This is a genomic window from Nonlabens dokdonensis DSW-6 (genome assembly GCF_000332115.1).
In the GTDB taxonomy this organism is placed as follows: domain Bacteria; phylum Bacteroidota; class Bacteroidia; order Flavobacteriales; family Flavobacteriaceae; genus Nonlabens; species Nonlabens dokdonensis.
Genome location: NC_020156.1, coordinates 164,202 through 187,801 on the forward strand (window position 1 = coordinate 164,202; position 23,600 = coordinate 187,801).

The 23,600-nt window shown below is 34.9% G+C and carries 4 protein-coding genes; all 4 read right to left on the bottom strand.

Annotated elements, in window-relative coordinates; genetic code table 11:
• Positions 1-2: 2 nt before the first annotated feature.
• Positions 3-9,365 (bottom strand): non-ribosomal peptide synthetase, encoded by a 9,363-nt coding sequence (locus DDD_RS00745; protein ID WP_015360781.1) that lies wholly within the window; start codon positions 9,363-9,365, stop codon positions 3-5.
• Between the two features lie 10 nt (positions 9,366-9,375).
• Complete coding sequence (locus DDD_RS00750) at positions 9,376-11,181, bottom strand: condensation domain-containing protein (protein WP_015360782.1); 1,806 nt, start codon at positions 11,179-11,181, stop codon at positions 9,376-9,378.
• Between the two features lie 74 nt (positions 11,182-11,255).
• On the bottom strand, positions 11,256-20,927 hold the full coding sequence (locus tag DDD_RS00755) for a non-ribosomal peptide synthetase (RefSeq protein ID WP_041566817.1): 9,672 nt from the start codon (positions 20,925-20,927) through the stop codon (positions 11,256-11,258).
• Positions 20,863-23,586: a non-ribosomal peptide synthetase gene (locus tag DDD_RS00760; RefSeq protein WP_015360784.1), complete on the bottom strand. Its 2,724-nt coding sequence runs from the start codon at positions 23,584-23,586 to the stop codon at positions 20,863-20,865. The genes DDD_RS00755 and DDD_RS00760 overlap by 65 nt, the downstream gene beginning before the upstream one ends.
• Positions 23,587-23,600: the final 14 nt, after the last annotated feature.

Below are 23,600 nucleotides of genomic sequence, written 5' to 3' on the forward strand. Positions count from 1 at the left end.
ATTCAAAATTCCCATATATCTCCTTCTACGGCTTCAGTAATTATAATTTCTTTTAATAAAGCTTTAATACTTTTATATTTAAAAATATCTGAAATTTTAATGTCCTTATACAAAAACTCACTCATTCGGTACGATAATTTAATACTCAAAATAGAATTACCTCCTATTCGGAAAAAGTCATCCGTAATTCCTACCCGATCTAATCCTAATACTTCCTCCCAAATACTACATAAAGCAATCTCTGTTTCTGTCTCAGGAGCTACATATAAAGCATCTGATGAACTAAAGTCAACATCCGGTAGGGCCTTTTTATCTAACTTCCCATTTATGGTTAATGGAAAACTATTCAACCCTATAAGACTCTTAGGCATCATATAGTTTGGTAATATTTTCGACAATTCACCCAAGATAGATTCCTCAGAAATATAATTATCTACTTCGTCTAAAATATAATATCCCACTAAATACTTAACTACCCCTGTATTTGTTTCGCGCGCTTTGACTAAAACACAACTCTGAGTGATTCCTTCAATACTCCTTAAAGCATACTCTATCTCGCCCAACTCAATGCGATACCCTCGAATCTTGACCTGATCGTCATTCCTACCTATATACTCCAAATTACCATCTGATAACCACCTAACTAAATCCCCTGTCCTATATAACCGCGTATACCCCTTCTCTCTATCTTCATCAGTAGCAAATGGATTTTCTATAAAACGCTCTTCTGTTAAATTTGGATTGTTCAAATAACCCCTAGACAAACCTGCACCCCCAATATATAACTCGCCTATAACTCCGATAGGAACTACTTGCTTGAATTTATCTAATACGTAAATCCGAGTATTTTCTATCGGTTTTCCTATATTCGTGTTTGAATCACCATTACGAAATAAATTCATCGTAGAAAGGACAGTACTCTCTGCAGGACCATAAGCATTAAATAAATTTATTCCTTTACTCCACTTTTTAAAGGAAGTTAAAGAAGCTATTCCTCCTCCCACATGAATACTTTTTAACTGATTAAGTTTTAAATATTCCGATTGTTCAAGTAGCATTGCTGGTATTGATAAATGAGTAATACTATCAGATTTTATAAAACTATTAATTTGTTCAATATTTTCTGACATAAGCTTTATTCTACCTCCAGATAATAGTACAGGGTAAATCTCTGAAACAGAAGCGTCAAAAGAAAAAGAAATAAGCTGTGATGAAATAGTATCTTTATCTAAATTAAATTTCTCTATCAAACTAAGACATAAATTATTTACCCCTTCATGCTCAACCATTACTCCTTTAGGTTTCCCTGTGGTTCCTGAGGTATAAATTACATAAGCTAAATCTGTTGAAGTACTATACCTTGTCAAGTTTGAACTATCCTCATCCTTGTAAAAAGGAGCTGATAAATCTATATAAACAACTCTATCCTCTGGTAAGCTAGTAGATCTATCTTTAAATCCCCCGCGTTGACTCAATACCAATGCCGCCTCTGTATCCTCTAATATATAATCGATCCTATCTTGGGGATAATCTGGGTCTATTGGTACATAAGCACCGCCTGCCTTTAAGACCCCCAAAATTCCTATGATCATCTCCAAACTCCTATCCAAACATAAAGCTATCAAAGTATCGGGCTTTAAATCATTACCCGTTCTTTCCTTATAACTGCTTCGTATATGCCTGGCTAACTCATTACTACGCTCATTTAGCTCATTATAGGTTAACTCTTTATCCTCATAAACTAAAGCTATATTATCAGGCACATTTTCTACCTGAGATTCAAACATCTCATATATCGTCTTATCCCTTGGGTAATCCACATCGGTAGAATTCCATTGATGAACAAGTTGCTGGTATTCTTTTTCTCCTAACAAACTTATGGTCGCATAAGATTCCTCTGGACAAGATACTAACTGATCTAATAAATGAATATAATGCTCTATTAGCCTAACTATGGTTTCTTGTTTAAACAAACTCGTAGCATAACTAATCTGACCTACAAACTCTTCTCCTCCGTCATCTATAAAAATTGATAAATCAAATTTCTCTACACTATAAGAATCTGATAAATCATAAGGCTTCAAAAAATTATTTGATGACCCTGAAACTTGAAATTCTCCTCCAAAACTCTGTACTCCAAACATCACCTGAAAAATAGGATGTCGTGAAGAATCTCGAACTACATCCAATTCATCTATCAAACTCTCAAATGGTAAATCTTGATGCAATTGTGCTCCTACCTGATCCTTGTGTACAAAATCTATCAAAGATTCAAAACTCTGTGAGTCAGTTAAACGTGTACGATTCACTTGTGTATTAACAAAAAAACCAATCAAATCTCTAGTTTGTCTATGATGCCTATTCGCTGTAACACTACCTGTAACTATATCTTCTTGACCTGTATATTTACCCAATAGTATATTGATACTACTCAACAATACACTATTCATCGTAACACCACGTAACTTCGCTAAACGACGAAGCTTGCCACTCAAACCCTTGCTCAACGTAAACTCTTCTGACGACCCCTTATAATCTATTGTTGTTGGTCTTGCATAATCTGTTGGAAAATTCAAAGGCTGATAACCTGATAATTTATCCTTCCAATAACTTAATTGTTCTTCTAATACTGACCCCGTTAAATACTCGCGTTGCCATACAGCATAATCCTTATATTGTATCTCTAAATCTGGTAATCTAAAGCCTAAATCCTCACTCAAATAAGCTACATAATATGCTGAAAAATCACGTTGGAAAATCTCCAAAGACCAACCGTCTCCAGCTATATGATGAACATTAATTAATAAAAGTGTTTTTCCTAATGAAGCTACCTTGTATAATTTAACCTTTATTGGATATTCTTTACTTAAATTAAAAGGACTATTTATATCATCCTTTATTAATCGCTCATAGTCTGAATCTAATCCCAAACTTACTTCTTCTATTGCTAAAGGATAATCACAAACCTTTTGAATACCCTCATTATTCTCATCCTGAATAAGCGTACTACGCAAAACCTCATGCCTATTTATAACTTGTTGTAAACAATACTTTATACCGCCTAAATCTGCTTCATCTCCAACCTCAAATATAGATGGTATATGATAAGCATTAGTGCCTCCTTCATAGTGTTCTACAAACCATAAACGCTCCTGTGAAAAAGACAGAATGGTACTATTAGAATCTATTTTAGGAATTATTATCTGAGCAATTTCAATATTTTGAAGTAACAACTCTGAAATAGTTTGATATTCAAATATATCTGCTACTTGAATATCTTTATCTAAAAACTCACTCATCTTATGAGATAAAATGACGCCTAATATAGAATCTCCTCCTATCCTGAAAAAATCATCCGTAATTCCTACCCGCTCCAATCCTAATACTTCCTCCCATATTCTACACAAAGCCTTCTCTGTTTCTGTCGTTGGAGCTACATACAAATCATCTGAAACGGTAAATTCTGGAGCTGGTAATCCTTTCTTATTCAACTTTCCATTAATCGTCAATGGAAAACTATCCATCTTAACTAAACTACTAGGAATCATATAATCTGGTAAGGCCAAAGATAGTGACTCTAATATAGATTCCTCTGATAGAGCTACATCTGAGACGTCTAATACATAATACCCTACTAAATACTTAATTGTTCCTGTTTCTGTTTCGCGCCCTTTGGCTATAACACAACTCTGAGTGATTCCTTCAATACTAGCTAATGTATGTTCTATTTCCCCTAATTCTATTCGATACCCTCGTATCTTGACCTGATCATCATTCCTACCTATATACTCTAAATTACCATCTGATAACCACCTAACTAAATCCCCTGTCCTATATAACCGCGTATACCCCTTCTCCCTATCTTCATCAGTAGCAAATGGATTTTCTATAAAACGCTCTTCTGTTAAATTTGGATTGTTCAAATAACCCCTTGACAAACCTGCACCCCCAATATATAACTCGCCTATAACTCCGATAGGAACTACTTGCTTGAATTTATCTAATACGTAAACCTTACAATTAAAATATGGTTTCCCTATCCCTTTGGTGTCAATTGCATGTTTATTTATATATGATGTTCCAACTGTTGCCTCTGTTGGACCATACTCATCAACGATGTTATCTATATAACTTAAGATATGAGCTAATTGGAAACTTTCTAATTTTTCTCCACCAATAAATGCTTGTGCTATTTTATAATTAAAGAAATCACCTGATGACAAACTAAATAATGATGATGGTGTACTCTTAATGAAATCTATATTATTTCTAACTAAGTGCTTTATATATCTATCTGTATCCTTTAGTTCACCTGAATAAATAAATATTTTCTTAGACAATAAAAGTGAACATATCGTTGTTGTAACTGTTAAATCAAAAAATAAATTAGTAGAAAAATCAATATTAGTAATATCATCCAAAAAAACTTCTTTTACATTATTTACATAGTTAATGACTGAGTTTTGCTCAACCATTACTCCTTTAGGTTTCCCTGTGGTTCCTGAGGTATAAATTACATAAGCTAAATCTGTTGGACGACTATACCTCGGTAAATTAGATGGTTGCTCTTTCTGGTAGAAGCCTTCAATCAAATCTATATAAACAACTCTATCCTCTGGTAAGCTAGTAGATCTATCTTTAAATACCCCGCGTTGACTCAATACCAATGCCGCCTCTGTATCCTCTAATATATAATCGATCCTATCTTGGGGATAATCTGGGTCTATTGGTACATAAGCACCGCCTGCCTTTAAGACCCCCAAAATTCCTATGATCATCTCCAAACTCCTATCCAAACATAAAGCTATCAAAGTATCGGGCTTTAAATCATTACCCGTTCTTTCCTTATAACTGCTTCGTATATGCCTGGCTAACTCATTACTACGCTCATTTAGCTCATTATAGGTTAACTCTTTATCCTCATAAACTAAAGCTATATTATCAGGCACATTTTCTACCTGAGATTCAAACATCTCATATATCGTCTTATCCCTTGGGTAATCCACATCGGTAGAATTCCATTGATGAATCACCTGATCGTACTCCGATGAATTCAATAAACTTATCTTACTATGTAACTGATCTGGTGTATTGATAACCTGATCAAGAATATCTTCTAGTCGGACTAAATGGCTATTGGCCTTCTCTTCTGTTAAATAATCACCATCATACTGTAACTCGATCGTAAGGACATCGCTATATTCATAAACCGTAATATTCAATGGATAATCTGATTTCTGAATAGCCCCACGCGTACTAAGCTTTGAAACTTCACTTGATGTTCCCTTGGGCATAGGGTAATTTTGGAAAATAAATAAACTATGAAATAATCGACCTTCTCCTTTTTGAAGTTTTGATAAGTCTGCAAAACTATTCGAATTCAATCCTGTGATCTGTTTTTGAATGTCGTGCAATTGTGATAGAATGCTATTGTCATTATCCCAATTTACAACCAAAGGTAATGTGTTGATAAACAAACCAACACTCTCTTCTATCCCTTCAATTGGTAAATCCCTACCCGATACAGTAGTCCCAACAATACTATGAGGTGAACTACTATACACTTGTAATAATTTATGCCAGATAAACTGTACAATAACATTTATAGTAACCCCTTCTCGCTGACTAAAACTCTTTAACTCCTCATAAACTGACCCTTTAATCTCTATTGCATTAGAACCCGGATTACCAACTATTCGATAACTTGTAAGGTCTATGGGATTACTCAATAAAGCATTTATATCATTGGCACCTTCTACTTCTGATAAGATCCCATCCCAGTAATTAGAAACAACAGACTTATGCGTATATATATACTCTTGAGTCTCTAAATAAGCAACATCTTCTTTAACGTCTATCGAATCCCCTACTATTAATGACTCATAATAACTATCCAAACTTTTCAACAGGGCAGGGCCACTCCAACCATCTCCAATACTATGATGATCTGTTTTTAATATCGTATATAAAGTCTCTGATTGCTTAATAATATGTAACCTAAAAAGACTTGGCTTGGTTAAATCAAAACCATGCCCCCTATCTAATAATTGGATAGACTTGATCTTTTCGTCTCTAGCTAACTGTGTCTTTAACTCACTAATGTCATGTAACTCATACTCCAAATCACCTCGATTATATACAACTTGGACTAGCTCCTCTTCCCAATTAAATGATGTCCTCAAAATAGGGTACTTCCTTATACAATACTCCCAAGCCTGTAGATACTTATCCACATCTAACTCATCATGGTAATCTAACAATAGCTGTACGCGATAGGCATCGTCATCTGGCTGGCTTATTGCATGATAGATAAACCCTTGTTGCAAGCTACTGGCAGGATAAATACCTGATATACTATTTTGAGTGCTACTTGCCGCTACTTGTAAATCATCTAATAAAGACTGACTAAGATCAACTGACTCAAAATCACTAGAAGTATAAAGACTTCCTGACTCAGCTAAACTTTCCTTACAATGATCTATAATGCTTATCAAATGTCTTTTAAAGTTTTTTCCAAAGTCTTCCGTAGCTATAGTCCCTAATTTACTATCTATTCGAAAACCTAACCTCCCTTTTTGAACCCCTCCGTTGATGTTTAAGATATTATGGTCCGTATTCAGAGAATCCACTTGTGAACCACTATCCTCCGAAGTAATAACATCCCAGTCCCTTAACTCTTCCCCAACTTCAAATTGACCTAAGTAATTAAAACTGATTGGTGCCAAATCACTAAAAGCACATGTACTATTACCTGATACTGCAAACGAACCAAAGCCTATTCCCTTATTAGGAACACGATGTAAAGTATCCTTTATAAACTGAATACTGCCCCTCAAGCTGTCCTTGAGCTCTAATTTAACAGGAAATATACTTGTAAACCAACCCAATGTATGACTATGGTCTATAGCAGGATCTATTGGCTCCCTTCCATGGCCCTCTAATGTTATCCCTTGGATATCTAATCCGTTGACATCTTTTAAAGCATATCCTAAAGCAGTTAACAATAAATCATTAATCTCTGTATAATAAGCTGTGGATATATCCTGCAATAAAATACGAGTAGTAGATTCTTCTAAATCAAAATAAAATGTACTTTGACTGGTGCCCAAAACCAACTGACTATAATCGGGAATACCCTTGAACCTAGATTCCCAATACAAACCCTCTTCAGGGGTGTCTTTAGCATAGTTCCTTATTCTAGAAACCCATTGACGATAACTGCTGCCTTTTTGACCTAAGGAATCCCCTAAATATAGACGCTTTAAATCATCCGCTAGAATACGCCAACTAACACCATCAACAAGCATATGATGCAAAGCAAAATAAATACGAGCACTACCATCTTCATAACCATGTAAATAACCAACCCGAAATAAAGGACCAGATTCTAAATCAAAATCACTTTGCCATTTAGTAAGTTCTAAATGAATCGCTTCTGCACTTAATAAACTAACATCTAAAGTCTTTAACTCTGGTATTAATACCTCTGATTCATAACGCTGATTTAACTCAAATGAATCGTCTTTAAAATCATAACAGACTCGAAGCATATCATGATGAGAAACCAAAACATCTAATATTGATCCCAACTTAATCACATCTAGTTCTGGTGTACGAACTAAAAAACTTTGATTCCAATGATTTGGAGAGACTAATAAATTAGCATTAGTACGCTCTAAAAACCATTGCTGAATCGGTAATAAAGAAAAATCCCCTTCCAATATCCCTTGCTCTTGCTCAACCATATCGTCTAGATCCTTCGATTCTATCCTTACAATTAGCCTTGATATGCTCCTACTCTCAAAAATATCACGAACATTACAACTCAATCCTATTTGTCGAATACGACTTGATACCTGAATACTTAATATAGAATCTCCTCCTATCCTGAAAAAATCATCCGTAATTCCTACCCGATCTAATCCTAATACTTCCTCCCATATTCTACACAAAACCTTCTCTGTTTCTGTCGTTGGAGCTACATACAAATCATCTGAAACGGTAAATTCTGGAGCTGGTAATCCTTTCTTATCCAACTTTCCATTAATCGTCAATGGAAAACTATCCATCTTAACTAAACTACTAGGAATCATATAATCTGGTAAGGCCAAAGATAGTGACTCTAATATAGATTCCTCTGATAGAGCTACATCTGAGACGTCTAATACATAATACCCTACTAAATACTTAATTGTTCCTGTTTCTGTTTCGCGCCCTTTGGCTATAACACAACTCTGAGTGATTCCTTCAATACTCCTTAAAGCATACTCTATCTCGCCCAACTCAATGCGATACCCTCGTATCTTGACCTGATCGTCATTCCTACCTATATACTCTAAATTACCATCTGATAACCACCTAACTAAATCCCCTGTCCTATATAACCGCGTATACCCCTTCTCCCTATCTTCATCAGTAGCAAATGGATTTTCTATAAAACGCTCTTCTGTTAAATTTGGATTGTTCAAATAACCCCTTGACAAACCTGCACCCCCAATATATAACTCGCCTATAACTCCGATAGGAACTACTTGCTTGAATTTATCTAATACGTATGCTTTTAAATCTGCTAGTGGTTTCCCTATATTCGACTGTACTGTAGTAATACTACTCTTTCTTAATTCTTTGTACGTTACATGCACTGTAGTTTCTGTTATACCGTACATATTTATTAATTTCGTAGTCATATTGTTTTCTTCATGATAACCCCACCAAAGTTCTAGCTGTTTTACATCCAAAGCTTCTCCTCCAAAAATTATATACCTTAAATTAAATGCTAATTGATTTGAAGCGATCTCTAAAAATCTGTAAAACGCAGACGGTGTCTGATTTAGAACACTTACTTGATATTCCTTACACAAGTAAAAAAAGCTCTCCATATCTTTGACTTGCATTTTTGAAGGTACTATCAATTTTCCTGCATAAATTAAAGCTCCCCATAACTCCCATACACTAAAATCAAATACATAGGAATGGAATAATGTCCATGTATCTTGAGAATTAAATTTAAATTGATTTTCAGAACTAGTGAACAGCCTCATAACATTGGAATGAAGTTGCATTACTCCTTTAGGTTTCCCTGTGGTTCCTGAGGTATAAATTACATAAGCTAAATCTGTTGAAGTACTATACCTTGTCAAGTTTGAACTATCCTCATCCTTGTAAAAAGGAGCTGATAAATCTATATAAACAACTCTATCCTCTGGTAAGCTAGTAGATCTATCTTTAAATACCCCGCGTTGACTCAATACCAATGCCGCCTCTGTATCCTCTAATATATAATCGATCCTATCTTGGGGATAATCTGGGTCTATTGGTACATAAGCACCGCCTGCCTTTAAGACCCCCAAAATTCCTATGATCATCTCCAAACTCCTATCCAAACATAAAAGCTATCAAAGTATCGGGCTTTAAATCATTACCCGTTCTTTCCTTATAACTGCTTCGTATATGCCTGGCTAACTCATTACTACGCTCATTTAGCTCATTATAGGTTAACTCTTTATCCTCATAAACTAAAGCTATATTATCAGGCACATTTTCTACCTGAGATTCAAACATCTCATATATCGTCTTATCCCTTGGGTAATCCACATCGGTAGAATTCCATTGATGAACAAGTTGCTGGTATTCTTTTTCTCCTAACAAACTTATGGTCGCATAAGATTCCTCTGGACAAGATACTAACTGATCTAATAAATGAATATAATGCTCTATTAGCCTAACTATGGTTTCTTGTTTAAACAAACTCGTAGCATAACTAATCTGACCTACAAACTCTTCTCCTCCGTCATCTATAAAAATTGATAAATCAAATTTCTCTACACTATAAGAATCTGATAAATCATAAGGCTTCAAAAAATTATTTGATGACCCTGAAACTTGAAATTCTCCTCCAAAACTCTGTACTCCAAACATCACCTGAAAAATAGGATGTCGTGAAGAATCTCGAACTACATCCAATTCATCTATCAAACTCTCAAATGGTAAATCTTGATGCAATTGTGCTCCTACCTGATCCTTGTGTACAAAATCTATCAAAGATTCAAAACTCTGTGAGTCAGTTAAACGTGTACGATTCACTTGTGTATTAACAAAAAAACCAATCAAATCTCTAGTTTGTCTATGATGCCTATTCGCTGTAACACTACCTGTAACTATATCTTCTTGACCTGTATATTTACCCAATAGTATATTGATACTACTCAACAATACACTATTCATCGTAACACCACGTAACTTCGCTAAACGACGAAGCTTGCCACTCAAACCCTTGCTCAACGTAAACTCTTCTGACGACCCCTTATAATCTATTGTTGTTGGTCTTGCATAATCTGTTGGAAAATTCAAAGGCTGATAACCTGATAATTTATCCTTCCAATAACTTAATTGTTCTTCTAATACTGACCCCGTTAAATACTCGCGTTGCCATACAGCATAATCCTTATATTGTATCTCTAAATCTGGTAATCTAAAGCCTAAATCCTCACTCAAATAAGCTACATAATATGCTGAAAAATCACGTTGGAAAATCTCCAAAGACCAACCGTCTCCAGCTATATGATGAACATTAATTAATAAAAGTGTTTTTCCTAATGAAGCTACCTTGTATAATTTAACCTTTATTGGATATTCTTTACTTAAATTAAAAGGACTATTTATATCATCCTTTATTAATCGCTCATAGTCTGAATCTAATCCCAAACTTACTTCTTCTATTGCTAAAGGATAATCACAAACCTTTTGAATACCCTCATTATTCTCATCCTGAATAAGCGTACTACGCAAAACCTCATGCCTATTTATAACTTGTTGTAAACAATACTTTATACCGCCTAAATCTGCTTCATCTCCAACCTCAAATATAGATGGTATATGATAAGCATTAGTGCCTCCTTCATAGTGTTCTACAAACCATAAACGCTCCTGTGCATAGCTAAGAGGATAATTAGTTGAAATTTTATCTCTAAAAATTAATGTCTTTTGGAATTTTTCTTCCGAAAAAATATAATTATCCTTGAGAATTGTAATTATCTCATCCTTATTCCCTATAATGAAATTATCTACTTCTTCACTTTGAAAATTTAAAGGAGCTGAAAATTTTATCTTTTCTTTTTCTAACCAGATCGCTCCGTTATCAAATTTTAATTTTTCAAAAAAAACATATATGTCGTTATTCATTTTAATACTATTAAATTTGTAAGTCTGTTAACTTCTATAATTAAAAATTAATCTTAGCTAAAGAGGTTAAAATGCTAAAATTCCTTTATAATATTATTATTATCAACTCGAGTGATTAAGAAATTTTCTATTAACTCAGATATAGTAACATATTCAAAAATATCTGATACTTGAATATCTTTATGCGAAAACTCACTCATCCTATGAGACAGGGTAATACACAATATAGAATCACCACCTATTTTGAAAAAATCATCCGTAATTCCTACCCGCTCCAATCCTAATACTTCCTCCCATATTCTACACAAAGCCTTCTCTGTTTCTGTCGTTGGAGCTACATACAAATCATTAAGTGATCCAAACTCAACATCTGATAATGCTTTCTTATCCAACTTCCCATTAATTGTTAATGGAAAATTATCCATTTTGATTAGACTGCTAGGAACCATATATTCAGGCAAAGCTTTCGATAGTTCTTCTATAATAAATTCTTCTGATAGTTCGATATCTGGTTCTTCTAAAATATAATACCCTATTAAATGCTTACTAGTATTTGAATCTTTCACACTTTCTTTCACTAAAACACAACTCCGAGTTATCCCTTCAATACTCCTTAAAGCATACTCTATCTCGCCCAACTCAATGCGATACCCTCGTATCTTGACCTGATCGTCATTCCTACCTATATACTCTAAATTACCATCTGATAACCACCTAACTAAATCCCCTGTCCTATATAACCGCGTATACCCCTTCTCCCTATCTTCATCAGTAGCAAATGGATTTTCTATAAAACGCTCTTCTGTTAAATTTGGATTGTTCAAATAACCCCTTGACAAACCTGCACCCCCAATATATAACTCGCCTATAACTCCGATAGGAACTACTTGCTTGAATTTGTCTAATACGTAAACCCTAGTGTTGCTTATTGGTGAGCCTATAGAAACAGATTCATTATCGATTAACGAATCCTTATTAAAATCAATCTTATACAAAGTTGCATCTACGGTAAATTCAGTAGGTCCGTACGTATTTATAATTGAAATATCTTTGGAAATATTCTTATCTAAGAAATTAGATATAATACTAGGAGAGAGATTTTCTCCTCCAATATTTATAAATTTTAATTTTGAATTTTCGTAATTATTAAAAGGTAATATTAGATGTGAAAATAAAGTAGGAGTCATTTCAAACACCTCTATTTCATTCGCTATTAAATAATCATTAAATAGTGAAGGGTTTAATATCCGGTCCTTTGATAAAACATGTAAAGTATGACCAAATAAAATCGTATTAAATATTTGTTGAACTGAAAAATCAAAATTATAATTTGATACTAATGCAACTTGAGGATTAACAGACAATTGAGCATATTGTTTGTTATGAAAATTTATCAAGTTATTCACCCCTTTATTCTCAACCATTACTCCTTTAGGTTTTCCTGTGGTTCCTGAGGTATAAATTACATAAATTAAATCTGTTGAAGTACTATACCTTGTCAAGTTTGAACTATCCTCATCCTTGTAAAAAGGAGCTGATAAATCTATATAAACAACTCTACCCTCTGGTAAGCTAGTAGATCTATCTTTAAATACCCCGCGTTGACTCAATACCAATGCCGCCTCTGTATCCTCTAATATATAATCGATCCTATCTTGGGGATAATCTGGGTCTATTGGTACATAAGCACCGCCTGCCTTTAAGACCCCCAAAATTCCTATGATCATCTCCAAACTCCTATCCAAACATAAAGCTATCAAAGTATCGGGCTTTAAATCATTACCCGTTCTTTCCTTATAACTGCTTCGTATATGCCTGGCTAACTCATTACTACGCTCATTTAGCTCATTATAGGTTAACTCTTTATCCTCATAAACTAAAGCTATATTATCAGGCACATTTTCTACCTGAGATTCAAACATCTCATATATCGTCTTATCCCTTGGGTAATCCACATCGGTAGAATTCCATTGATGAATCACCTGATCGTACTCCGATGAATTCAATAAACTTATCTTACTATGTAACTGATCTGGTGTATTGATAACCTGATCAAGAATATCTTCTAGTCGGACTAAATGGCTATTGGCCTTCTCTTCTGTTAAATAATCACCATCATACTGTAACTCGATCGTAAGGACATCGCTATATTCATAAACCGTAATATTCAATGGATAATCTGATTTCTGAATAGCCCCACGCGTACTAAGCTTTGAAACTTCACTTGATGTTCCCTTGGGCATAGGGTAATTTTGGAAAATAAATAAACTATGAAATAATCGACCTTCTCCTTTTTGAAGTTTTGATAAGTCTGCAAAACTATTCGAATTCAATCCTGTGATCTGTTTTTGAATGTCGTGCAATTGTGATAGAATGCTATTGTCATTATCCCAATTTACAACCAAAGGTAATGTGTTGATAAACAAACCAACACTCTCTTCTATCCCTTCAATTGGTAAATCCCTACCCGATACAGTAGTCCCAACAATACTATGAGGTGAACTACTATACACTTGTAATAATTTATGCCAGATAAACTGTACAATAACATTTATAGTAACCCCTTCTCGCTGACTAAAACTCTTTAACTCCTCATAAACTGACCCTTTAATCTCTATTGCATTAGAACCCGGATTACCAACTATTCGATAACTTGTAAGGTCTATGGGATTACTCAATAAAGCATTTATATCATTGGCACCTTCTACTTCTGATAAGATCCCATCCCAGTAATTAGAAACAACAGACTTATGCGTATATATATACTCTTGAGTCTCTAAATAAGCAACATCTTCTTTAACGTCTATCGAATCCCCTACTATTAATGACTCATAATAACTATCCAAACTTTTCAACAGGGCAGGGCCACTCCAACCATCTCCAATACTATGATGATCTGTTTTTAATATCGTATATAAAGTCTCTGATTGCTTAATAATATGTAACCTAAAAAGACTTGGCTTGGTTAAATCAAAACCATGCCCCCTATCTAATAATTGGATAGACTTGATCTTTTCGTCTCTAGCTAACTGTGTCTTTAACTCACTAATGTCATGTAACTCATACTCCAAATCACCTCGATTATATACAACTTGGACTAGCTCCTCTTCCCAATTAAATGATGTCCTCAAAATAGGGTACTTCCTTATACAATACTCCCAAGCCTGTAGATACTTATCCACATCTAACTCATCATGGTAATCTAACAATAGCTGTACGCGATAGGCATCGTCATCTGGCTGGCTTATTGCATGATAGATAAACCCTTGTTGCAAGCTACTGGCAGGATAAATACCTGATATACTATTTTGAGTGCTACTTGCCGCTACTTGTAAATCATCTAATAAAGACTGACTAAGATCAACTGACTCAAAATCACTAGAAGTATAAAGACTTCCTGACTCAGCTAAACTTTCCTTACAATGATCTATAATGCTTATCAAATGTCTTTTAAAGTTTTTTCCAAAGTCTTCCGTAGCTATAGTCCCTAATTTACTATCTATTCGAAAACCTAACCTCCCTTTTTGAACCCCTCCGTTGATGTTTAAGATATTATGGTCCGTATTCAGAGAATCCACTTGTGAACCACTATCCTCCGAAGTAATAACATCCCAGTCCCTTAACTCTTCCCCAACTTCAAATTGACCTAAGTAATTAAAACTGATTGGTGCCAAATCACTAAAAGCACATGTACTATTACCTGATACTGCAAACGAACCAAAGCCTATTCCCTTATTAGGAACACGATGTAAAGTATCCTTTATAAACTGAATACTGCCCCTCAAGCTGTCCTTGAGCTCTAATTTAACAGGAAATATACTTGTAAACCAACCCAATGTATGACTATGGTCTATAGCAGGATCTATTGGCTCCCTTCCATGGCCCTCTAATGTTATCCCTTGGATATCTAATCCGTTGACATCTTTTAAAGCATATCCTAAAGCAGTTAACAATAAATCATTAATCTCTGTATAATAAGCTGTGGATATATCCTGCAATAAAATACGAGTAGTAGATTCTTCTAAATCAAAATAAAATGTACTTTGACTGGTGCCCAAAACCAACTGACTATAATCGGGAATACCCTTGAACCTAGATTCCCAATACAAACCCTCTTCAGGGGTGTCTTTAGCATAGTTCCTTATTCTAGAAACCCATTGACGATAACTGCTGCCTTTTTGACCTAAGGAATCCCCTAAATATAGACGCTTTAAATCATCCGCTAGAATACGCCAACTAACACCATCAACAAGCATATGATGCAAAGCAAAATAAATACGAGCACTACCATCTTCATAACCATGTAAATAACCAACCCGAAATAAAGGACCAGATTCTAAATCAAAATCACTTTGCCATTTAGTAAGTTCTAAATGAATCGCTTCTGCACTTAATAAACTAACATCTAAAGTCTTTAACTCTGGTATTAATACCTCTGATTCATAACGCTGATTTAACTCAAATGAATCGTCTTTAAAATCATAACAGACTCGAAGCATATCATGATGAGAAACCAAAACATCTAATATTGATCCCAACTTAATCACATCTAGTTCTGGTGTACGAACTAAAAAACTTTGATTCCAATGATTTGGAGAGACTAATAAATTAGCATTAGTACGCTCTAAAAACCATTGCTGAATCGGTAATAAAGAAAAATCCCCTTCCAATATCCCTTGCTCTTGCTCAACCATATCGTCTAGATCCTTCGATTCTATCCTTACAATTAGCCTTGATATGCTCCTACTCTCAAAAATATCACGAACATTACAACTCAATCCTATTTGTCGAATACGACTTGATACCTGAATACTTAATATAGAATCTCCTCCTATCCTGAAAAAATCATCCGTAATTCCTACCCGATCTAATCCTAATACTTCCTCCCATATTCTACACAAAACCTTCTCTGTTTCTGTCGTTGGAGCTACATACAAATCATCTGAAACGGTAAATTCTGGAGCTGGTAATCCTTTCTTATCCAACTTTCCATTAATCGTCAATGGAAAACTATCCATCTTAACTAAACTACTAGGAATCATATAATCTGGTAAGGCCAAAGATAGTGACTCTAATATAGATTCCTCTGATAGAGCTACATCTGAGACGTCTAATACATAATACCCTACTAAATACTTAATTGTTCCTGTTTCTGTTTCGCGCCCTTTGGCTATAACACAACTCTGAGTGATTCCTTCAATACTCCTTAAAGCATACTCTATCTCGCCCAACTCAATGCGATACCCTCGTATCTTGACCTGATCGTCATTCCTACCTATATACTCTAAATTACCATCTGATAACCACCTAACTAAATCCCCTGTCCTATATAACCGCGTATACCCCTTCTCCCTATCTTCATCAGTAGCAAATGGATTTTCTATAAAACGCTCTTCTGTTAAATTTGGATTGTTCAAATAACCCCTTGACAAACCTGCACCCCCAATATATAACTCGCCTATAACTCCGATAGGAACTACTTGCTTGAATTTATCTAATACGTAAACCCTAGTGTTGCTTATTGGTGAGCCTATATTAGTGTTTAAATCTTCTAGTAAATAATTATAGATTGTAGTACAAACTGTATTTTCAGTAGGGCCATACGCATTAATTAAAGTCCTTCCAACACTCCATTTTTTCATTACATCTGATGATGTTATTTCTCCAGCAACAATTAATGTTTTTAAATTAAACTGTTTTTTATACTTCATTACTCCTAATAAAGCTGGAGGTATTGTTGCAATGGTTATTTGATGTCTTTCTATATAATCACTTAATAATTGAGTGTCTTCTTTTACATTCTTAGATGCTATTAAAAGACTTGAACCAAAAGATAAAGCACTAAAAATTTCACATACAGAAGCATCAAAAACTAAAGATGCATATTGTAAAACTCTAGAGTTTTTGTCTAACTTAAATGTATCTTTTCGTGTAAAAACTAAATTATTTACCCCTTCATGCTCAACCATTACTCCTTTAGGTTTCCCTGTAGTTCCTGAGGTATAAATTACATAAGCTAAATCTGTTGGACGACTATACCTCGGTAAATTAGATGGTTGCTCTTTCTGGTAGAAGCCTTCAATCAAATCTATATAAACAACTCTATCCTCTGGTAAGCTAGTAGATCTATCTTTAAATACCCCGCGTTGACTCAATATCAATGCCGCCTCTGTATCCTCTAATATATAATCGATCCTATCTTGGGGATAATCTTGGTCTATTGGTACATAAGCACCGCCTGCCTTTAAGACCCCCAAAATTCCTATGATCATCTCCAAACTCCTATCCAAACATAAAGCTATCAAAGTATCGGGCTTTAAATCATTACCCGTTCTTTCCTTATAACTGCTTCGTATATGCCTGGCTAACTCATTACTACGCTCATTTAGCTCATTATAGGTTAACTCTTTATCCTCATAAACTAAAGCTATATTATCAGGCACATTTTCTACCTGAGATTCAAACATCTCATATATCGTCTTATCCCTTGGGTAATCCACATCGGTAGAATTCCATTGATGAATCACCTGATCGTACTCCGATGAATTCAATAAACTTATCTTACTATGTAACTGATCTGGTGTATTGATAACCTGATCAAGAATATCTTCTAGTCGGACTAAATGGCTATTGGCCTTCTCTTCTGTTAAATAATCACCATCATACTGTAACTCGATCGTAAGGACATCGCTATATTCATAAGCTTTAATACTCAATGGATAATCCACCTTCTCTATAGCATCACGAATACTAAGCTTTGAAACTTCACTTGATGTTCCCTTGGGCATAGGGTAATTTTCGAAAACAAATAAACTATGAAATAATCGACCTTCTCCTTTTTGAAGTTTTGATAAGTCTGCAAAACTATTCGAATTCAATCCTGTGATCTGTTTTTGAATGTCGTGCAATTGTGATAGAATGCTATTGTCATTATCCCAATTTACAACCAAAGGTAATGTGTTGATAAACAAACCAACACTCTCTTCTATCCCTTCAATTGGTAAATCCCTACCCGATACAGTAGTCCCAACAATACTATGAGGTGAACTACTATACACTTGTAATAATTTATGCCAGATAAACTGTACAATAACATTTATAGTAACCCCTTCTCGCTGACTAAAACTCTTTAACTCCTCATAAACTGACCCTTTAATCTCTATTGCATTAGAACCCGGATTACCAACTATTCGATAACTTGTAAGGTCTATGGGATTACTCAATAAAGCATTTATATCATTGGCACCTTCTACTTCTGATAAGATCCCATCCCAGTAATTAGAAACAACAGACTTATGCGTATATATATACTCTTGAGTCTCTAAATAAGCAACATCTTCTTTAACGTCTATCGAATCCCCTACTATTAATGACTCATAATAACTATCCAAACTTTTCAACAGGGCAGGGCCACTCCAACCATCTCCAATACTATGATGATCTGTTTTTAATATCGTATATAAAGTCTCTGATTGCTTAATAATATGTAACCTAAAAAGACTTGGCTTGGTTAAATCAAAACCATGCCCCCTATCTAATAATTGGATAGACTTGATCTTTTCGTCTCTAGCTAACTGTGTCTTTAACTCACTAATGTCATGTAACTCATACTCCAAATCACCTCGATTATATACAACTTGGACTAGCTCCTCTTCCCAATTAAATGATGTCCTCAAAATAGGGTACTTCCTTATACAATACTCCCAAGCCTGTAGATACTTATCCACATCTAACTCATCATGGTAATCTAACAATAGCTGTACGCGATAGGCATCGTCATCTGGCTGGCTTATTGCATGATAGATAAACCCTTGTTGCAAGCTACTGGCAGGATAAATACCTGATATACTATTTTGAGTGCTACTTGCCGCTACTTGTAAATCATCTAATAAAGACTGACTAAGATCAACTGACTCAAAATCACTAGAAGTATAAAGACTTCCTGACTCAGCTAAACTTTCCTTACAATGATCTATAATGCTTATCAAATGTCTTTTAAAGTTTTTTCCAAAGTCTTCCGTAGCTATAGTCCCTAATTTACTATCTATTCGAAAACCTAACCTCCCTTTTTGAACCCCTCCGTTGATGTTTAAGATATTATGGTCCGTATTCAGAGAATCCACTTGTGAACCACTATCCTCCGAAGTAATAACATCCCAGTCCCTTAACTCTTCCCCAACTTCAAATTGACCTAAGTAATTAAAACTGATTGGTGCCAAATCACTAAAAGCACATGTACTATTACCTGATACTGCAAACGAACCAAAGCCTATTCCCTTATTAGGAACACGATGTAAAGTATCCTTTATAAACTGAATACTGCCCCTCAAGCTGTCCTTGAGCTCTAATTTAACAGGAAATATACTTGTAAACCAACCCAATGTATGACTATGGTCTATAGCAGGATCTATTGGCTCCCTTCCATGGCCCTCTAATGTTATCCCTTGGATATCTAATCCGTTGACATCTTTTAAAGCATATCCTAAAGCAGTTAACAATAAATCATTAATCTCTGTATAATAAGCTGTGGATATATCCTGCAATAAAATACGAGTAGTAGATTCTTCTAAATCAAAATAAAATGTACTTTGACTGGTGCCCAAAACCAACTGACTATAATCGGGAATACCCTTGAACCTAGATTCCCAATACAAACCCTCTTCAGGGGTGTCTTTAGCATAGTTCCTTATTCTAGAAACCCATTGACGATAACTGCTGCCTTTTTGACCTAAGGAATCCCCTAAATATAGACGCTTTAAATCATCCGCTAGAATACGCCAACTAACACCATCAACAAGCATATGATGCAAAGCAAAATAAATACGAGCACTACCATCTTCATAACCATGTAAATAACCAACCCGAAATAAAGGACCAGATTCTAAATCAAAATCACTTTGCCATTTAGTAAGTTCTAAATGAATCGCTTCTGCACTTAATAAACTAACATCTAAAGTCTTTAACTCTGGTATTAATACCTCTGATTCATAACGCTGATTTAACTCAAATGAATCGTCTTTAAAATCATAACAGACTCGAAGCATATCATGATGAGAAACCAAAACATCTAATATTGATCCCAACTTAATCACATCTAGTTCTGGTGTACGAACTAAAAAACTTTGATTCCAATGATTTGGAGAGACTAATAAATTAGCATTAGTACGCTCTAAAAACCATTGCTGAATCGGTAATAAAGAAAAATCCCCTTCCAATATCCCTTGCTCTTGCTCAACCATATCGTCTAGATCCTTCGATTCTATCCTTACAATTAGCCTTGATATGCTCCTACTCTCAAAAATATCACGAACATTACAACTCAATCCTATTTGTCGAATACGACTTGATACCTGAATACTTAATATAGAATCTCCTCCTATCCTGAAAAAATCATCCGTAATTCCTACCCGATCTAATCCTAATACTTCCTCCCATATTCTACACAAAACCTTCTCTGTTTCTGTCGTTGGAGCTACATACAAATCATCTGAAACGGTAAATTCTGGAGCTGGTAATCCTTTCTTATCCAACTTTCCATTAATCGTCAATGGAAAACTATCCATCTTAACTAAACTACTAGGAATCATATAATCTGGTAAGGCCAAAGATAGTGACTCTAATATAGATTCCTCTGATAGAGCTACATCTGAGACGTCTAATACATAATACCCTACTAAATACTTAATTGTTCCTGTTTCTGTTTCGCGCCCTTTGGCTATAACACAACTCTGAGTGATTCCTTCCAATACTCCTTAAAGCATACTCTATCTCGCCCAACTCAATGCGATACCCTCGTATCTTGACCTGATCGTCATTCCTACCTATATACTCTAAATTACCATCTGATAACCACCTAACTAAATCCCCTGTCCTATATAACCGCGTATACCCCTTCTCCCTATCTTCATCAGTAGCAAATGGATTTTCTATAAAACGCTCTTCTGTTAAATTTGGATTGTTCAAATAACCCCTTGACAAACCTGCACCCCCAATATATAACTCGCCTATAACTCCGATAGGAACTACTTGCTTGAATTTATCTAATACGTAAACCCTAGTGTTGCTTATTGGTGAGCCTATATTAGTGTTTAAATCTTCTAGTAAATAATTATAGATTGTAGTACAAACTGTATTTTCAGTAGGGCCATACGCATTAATTAAAGTCCTTCCAACACTCCATTTTTTCATTACATCTGATGATGTTATTTCTCCAGCAACAATTAATGTTTTTAAATTAAACTGTTTTTTATACTTCATTACTCCTAATAAAGCTGGAGGTATTGTTGCAATGGTTATTTGATGTCTTTCTATATAATCACTTAATAATTGAGTGTCTTCTTTTACATTCTTAGATGCTATTAAAAGACTTGAACCAAAAGATAAAGCACTAAAAATTTCCCATACAGAGGCATCAAAAACTAAAGATGCATATTGTAAAACTTTAAAGTTTGTATCTAGTTTAAACGCTTCTTTCTGCATAAAAACTAGATTGACAACACTACTATGCTCAACCATTACTCCTTTAGGTTTCCCTGTGGTTCCTGAGGTATAAATTACATAAGCTAAATCTGTTGGACGACTATACCTCGGTAAATTAGATGGTTGCTCTTTCTGGTAGAAGCCTTCAATCAAATCTATATAAACAACTCTATCCTCTGGTAAGCTAGTAGATCTATCTTTAAATACCCCGCGTTGACTCAATACCAATGCCGCCTCTGTATCCTCTAATATATAATCGATCCTATCTTGGGGATAATCTGGGTCTATTGGTACATAAGCACCGCCTGCCTTTAAGACCCCCAAAATTCCTATGATCATCTCCAAACTCCTATCCAAACATAAAGCTATCAAAGTATCGGGCTTTAAATCATTACCCGTTCTTTCCTTATAACTGCTTCGTATATGCCTGGCTAACTCATTACTACGCTCATTTAGCTCATTATAGGTTAACTCTTTATCCTCATAAACTAAAGCTATATTATCAGGCACATTTTCTACCTGAGATTCAAACATCTCATATATCGTCTTATCCCTTGGGTAATCCACATCGGTAGAATTCCATTGATGAATCACCTGATCGTACTCCGATGAATTCAATAAACTTATCTTACTATGTAACTGATCTGGTGTATTGATAACCTGATCAAGAATATCTTCTAGTCGGACTAAATGGCTATTGGCCTTCTCTTCTGTTAAATAATCACCATCATACTGTAACTCGATCGTAAGGACATCGCTATATTCATAAGCTTTAATACTCAATGGATAATCCACCTTCTCTATAGCATCACGAATACTAAGCTTTGAAACTTCACTTGATGTTCCCTTGGGCATAGGGTAGTTCTCAAAACCAAATAAACTATGAAATAATCGACCCTCTCCTTTTTGAAGTTTTGATAAGTCTGCAAAACTATTCGAATTCAATCCTGTGATCTGTTTTTGAATGTCGTGCAATTGTGATAGAATGCTATTGTCATTATCCCAATTTACAACCAAAGGTAATGTGTTGATAAACAAACCAACACTCTCTTCTATCCCTTCAATTGGTAAATCCCTACCCGATACAGTAGTCCCAACAATACTATGAGGTGAACTACTATACACTTGTAATAATTTATGCCAGATAAACTGTACAATAACATTTATAGTAACCCCTTCTCGCTGACTAAAACTCTTTAACTCCTCATAAACTGACCCTTTAATCTCTATTGCATTAGAACCCGGATTACCAACTATTCGATAACTTGTAAGGTCTATGGGATTACTCAATAAAGCATTTATATCATTGGCACCTTCTACTTCTGATAAGATCCCATCCCAGTAATTAGAAACAACAGACTTATGCGTATATATATACTCTTGAGTCTCTAAATAAGCAACATCTTCTTTAACGTCTATCGAATCCCCTACTATTAATGACTCATAATAACTATCCAAACTTTTCAACAGGGCAGGGCCACTCCAACCATCTCCAATACTATGATGATCTGTTTTTAATATCGTATATAAAGTCTCTGATTGCTTAATAATATGTAACCTAAAAAGACTTGGCTTGGTTAAATCAAAACCATGCCCCCTATCTAATAATTGGATAGACTTGATCTTTTCGTCTCTAGCTAACTGTGTCTTTAACTCACTAATGTCATGTAACTCATACTCCAAATCACCTCGATTATATACAACTTGGACTAGCTCCTCTTCCCAATTAAATGATGTCCTCAAAATAGGGTACTTCCTTATACAATACTCCCAAGCCTGTAGATACTTATCCACATCTAACTCATCATGGTAATCTAACAATAGCTGTACGCGATAGGCATCGTCATCTGGCTGGCTTATTGCATGATAGATAAACCCTTGTTGCAAGCTACTGGCAGGATAAATACCTGATATACTGTTTTTCATTTTTTTATTTTTTT

Excerpts from the sequence above, each read along its gene's own strand:
- DDD_RS00745 (WP_015360781.1), bottom strand. The coding sequence starts at position 9,365 with ATGATCATAGGAATTTTGGGGGTCTTAAAGGCAGGCGGTGCTTATGTA.
- DDD_RS00750 (WP_015360782.1), bottom strand. The coding sequence starts at position 11,181 with ATGAATAACGACATATATGTTTTTTTTGAAAAATTAAAATTTGATAAC.
- DDD_RS00760 (WP_015360784.1), bottom strand. The coding sequence starts at position 23,586 with ATGAAAAACAGTATATCAGGTATTTATCCTGCCAGTAGCTTGCAACAA.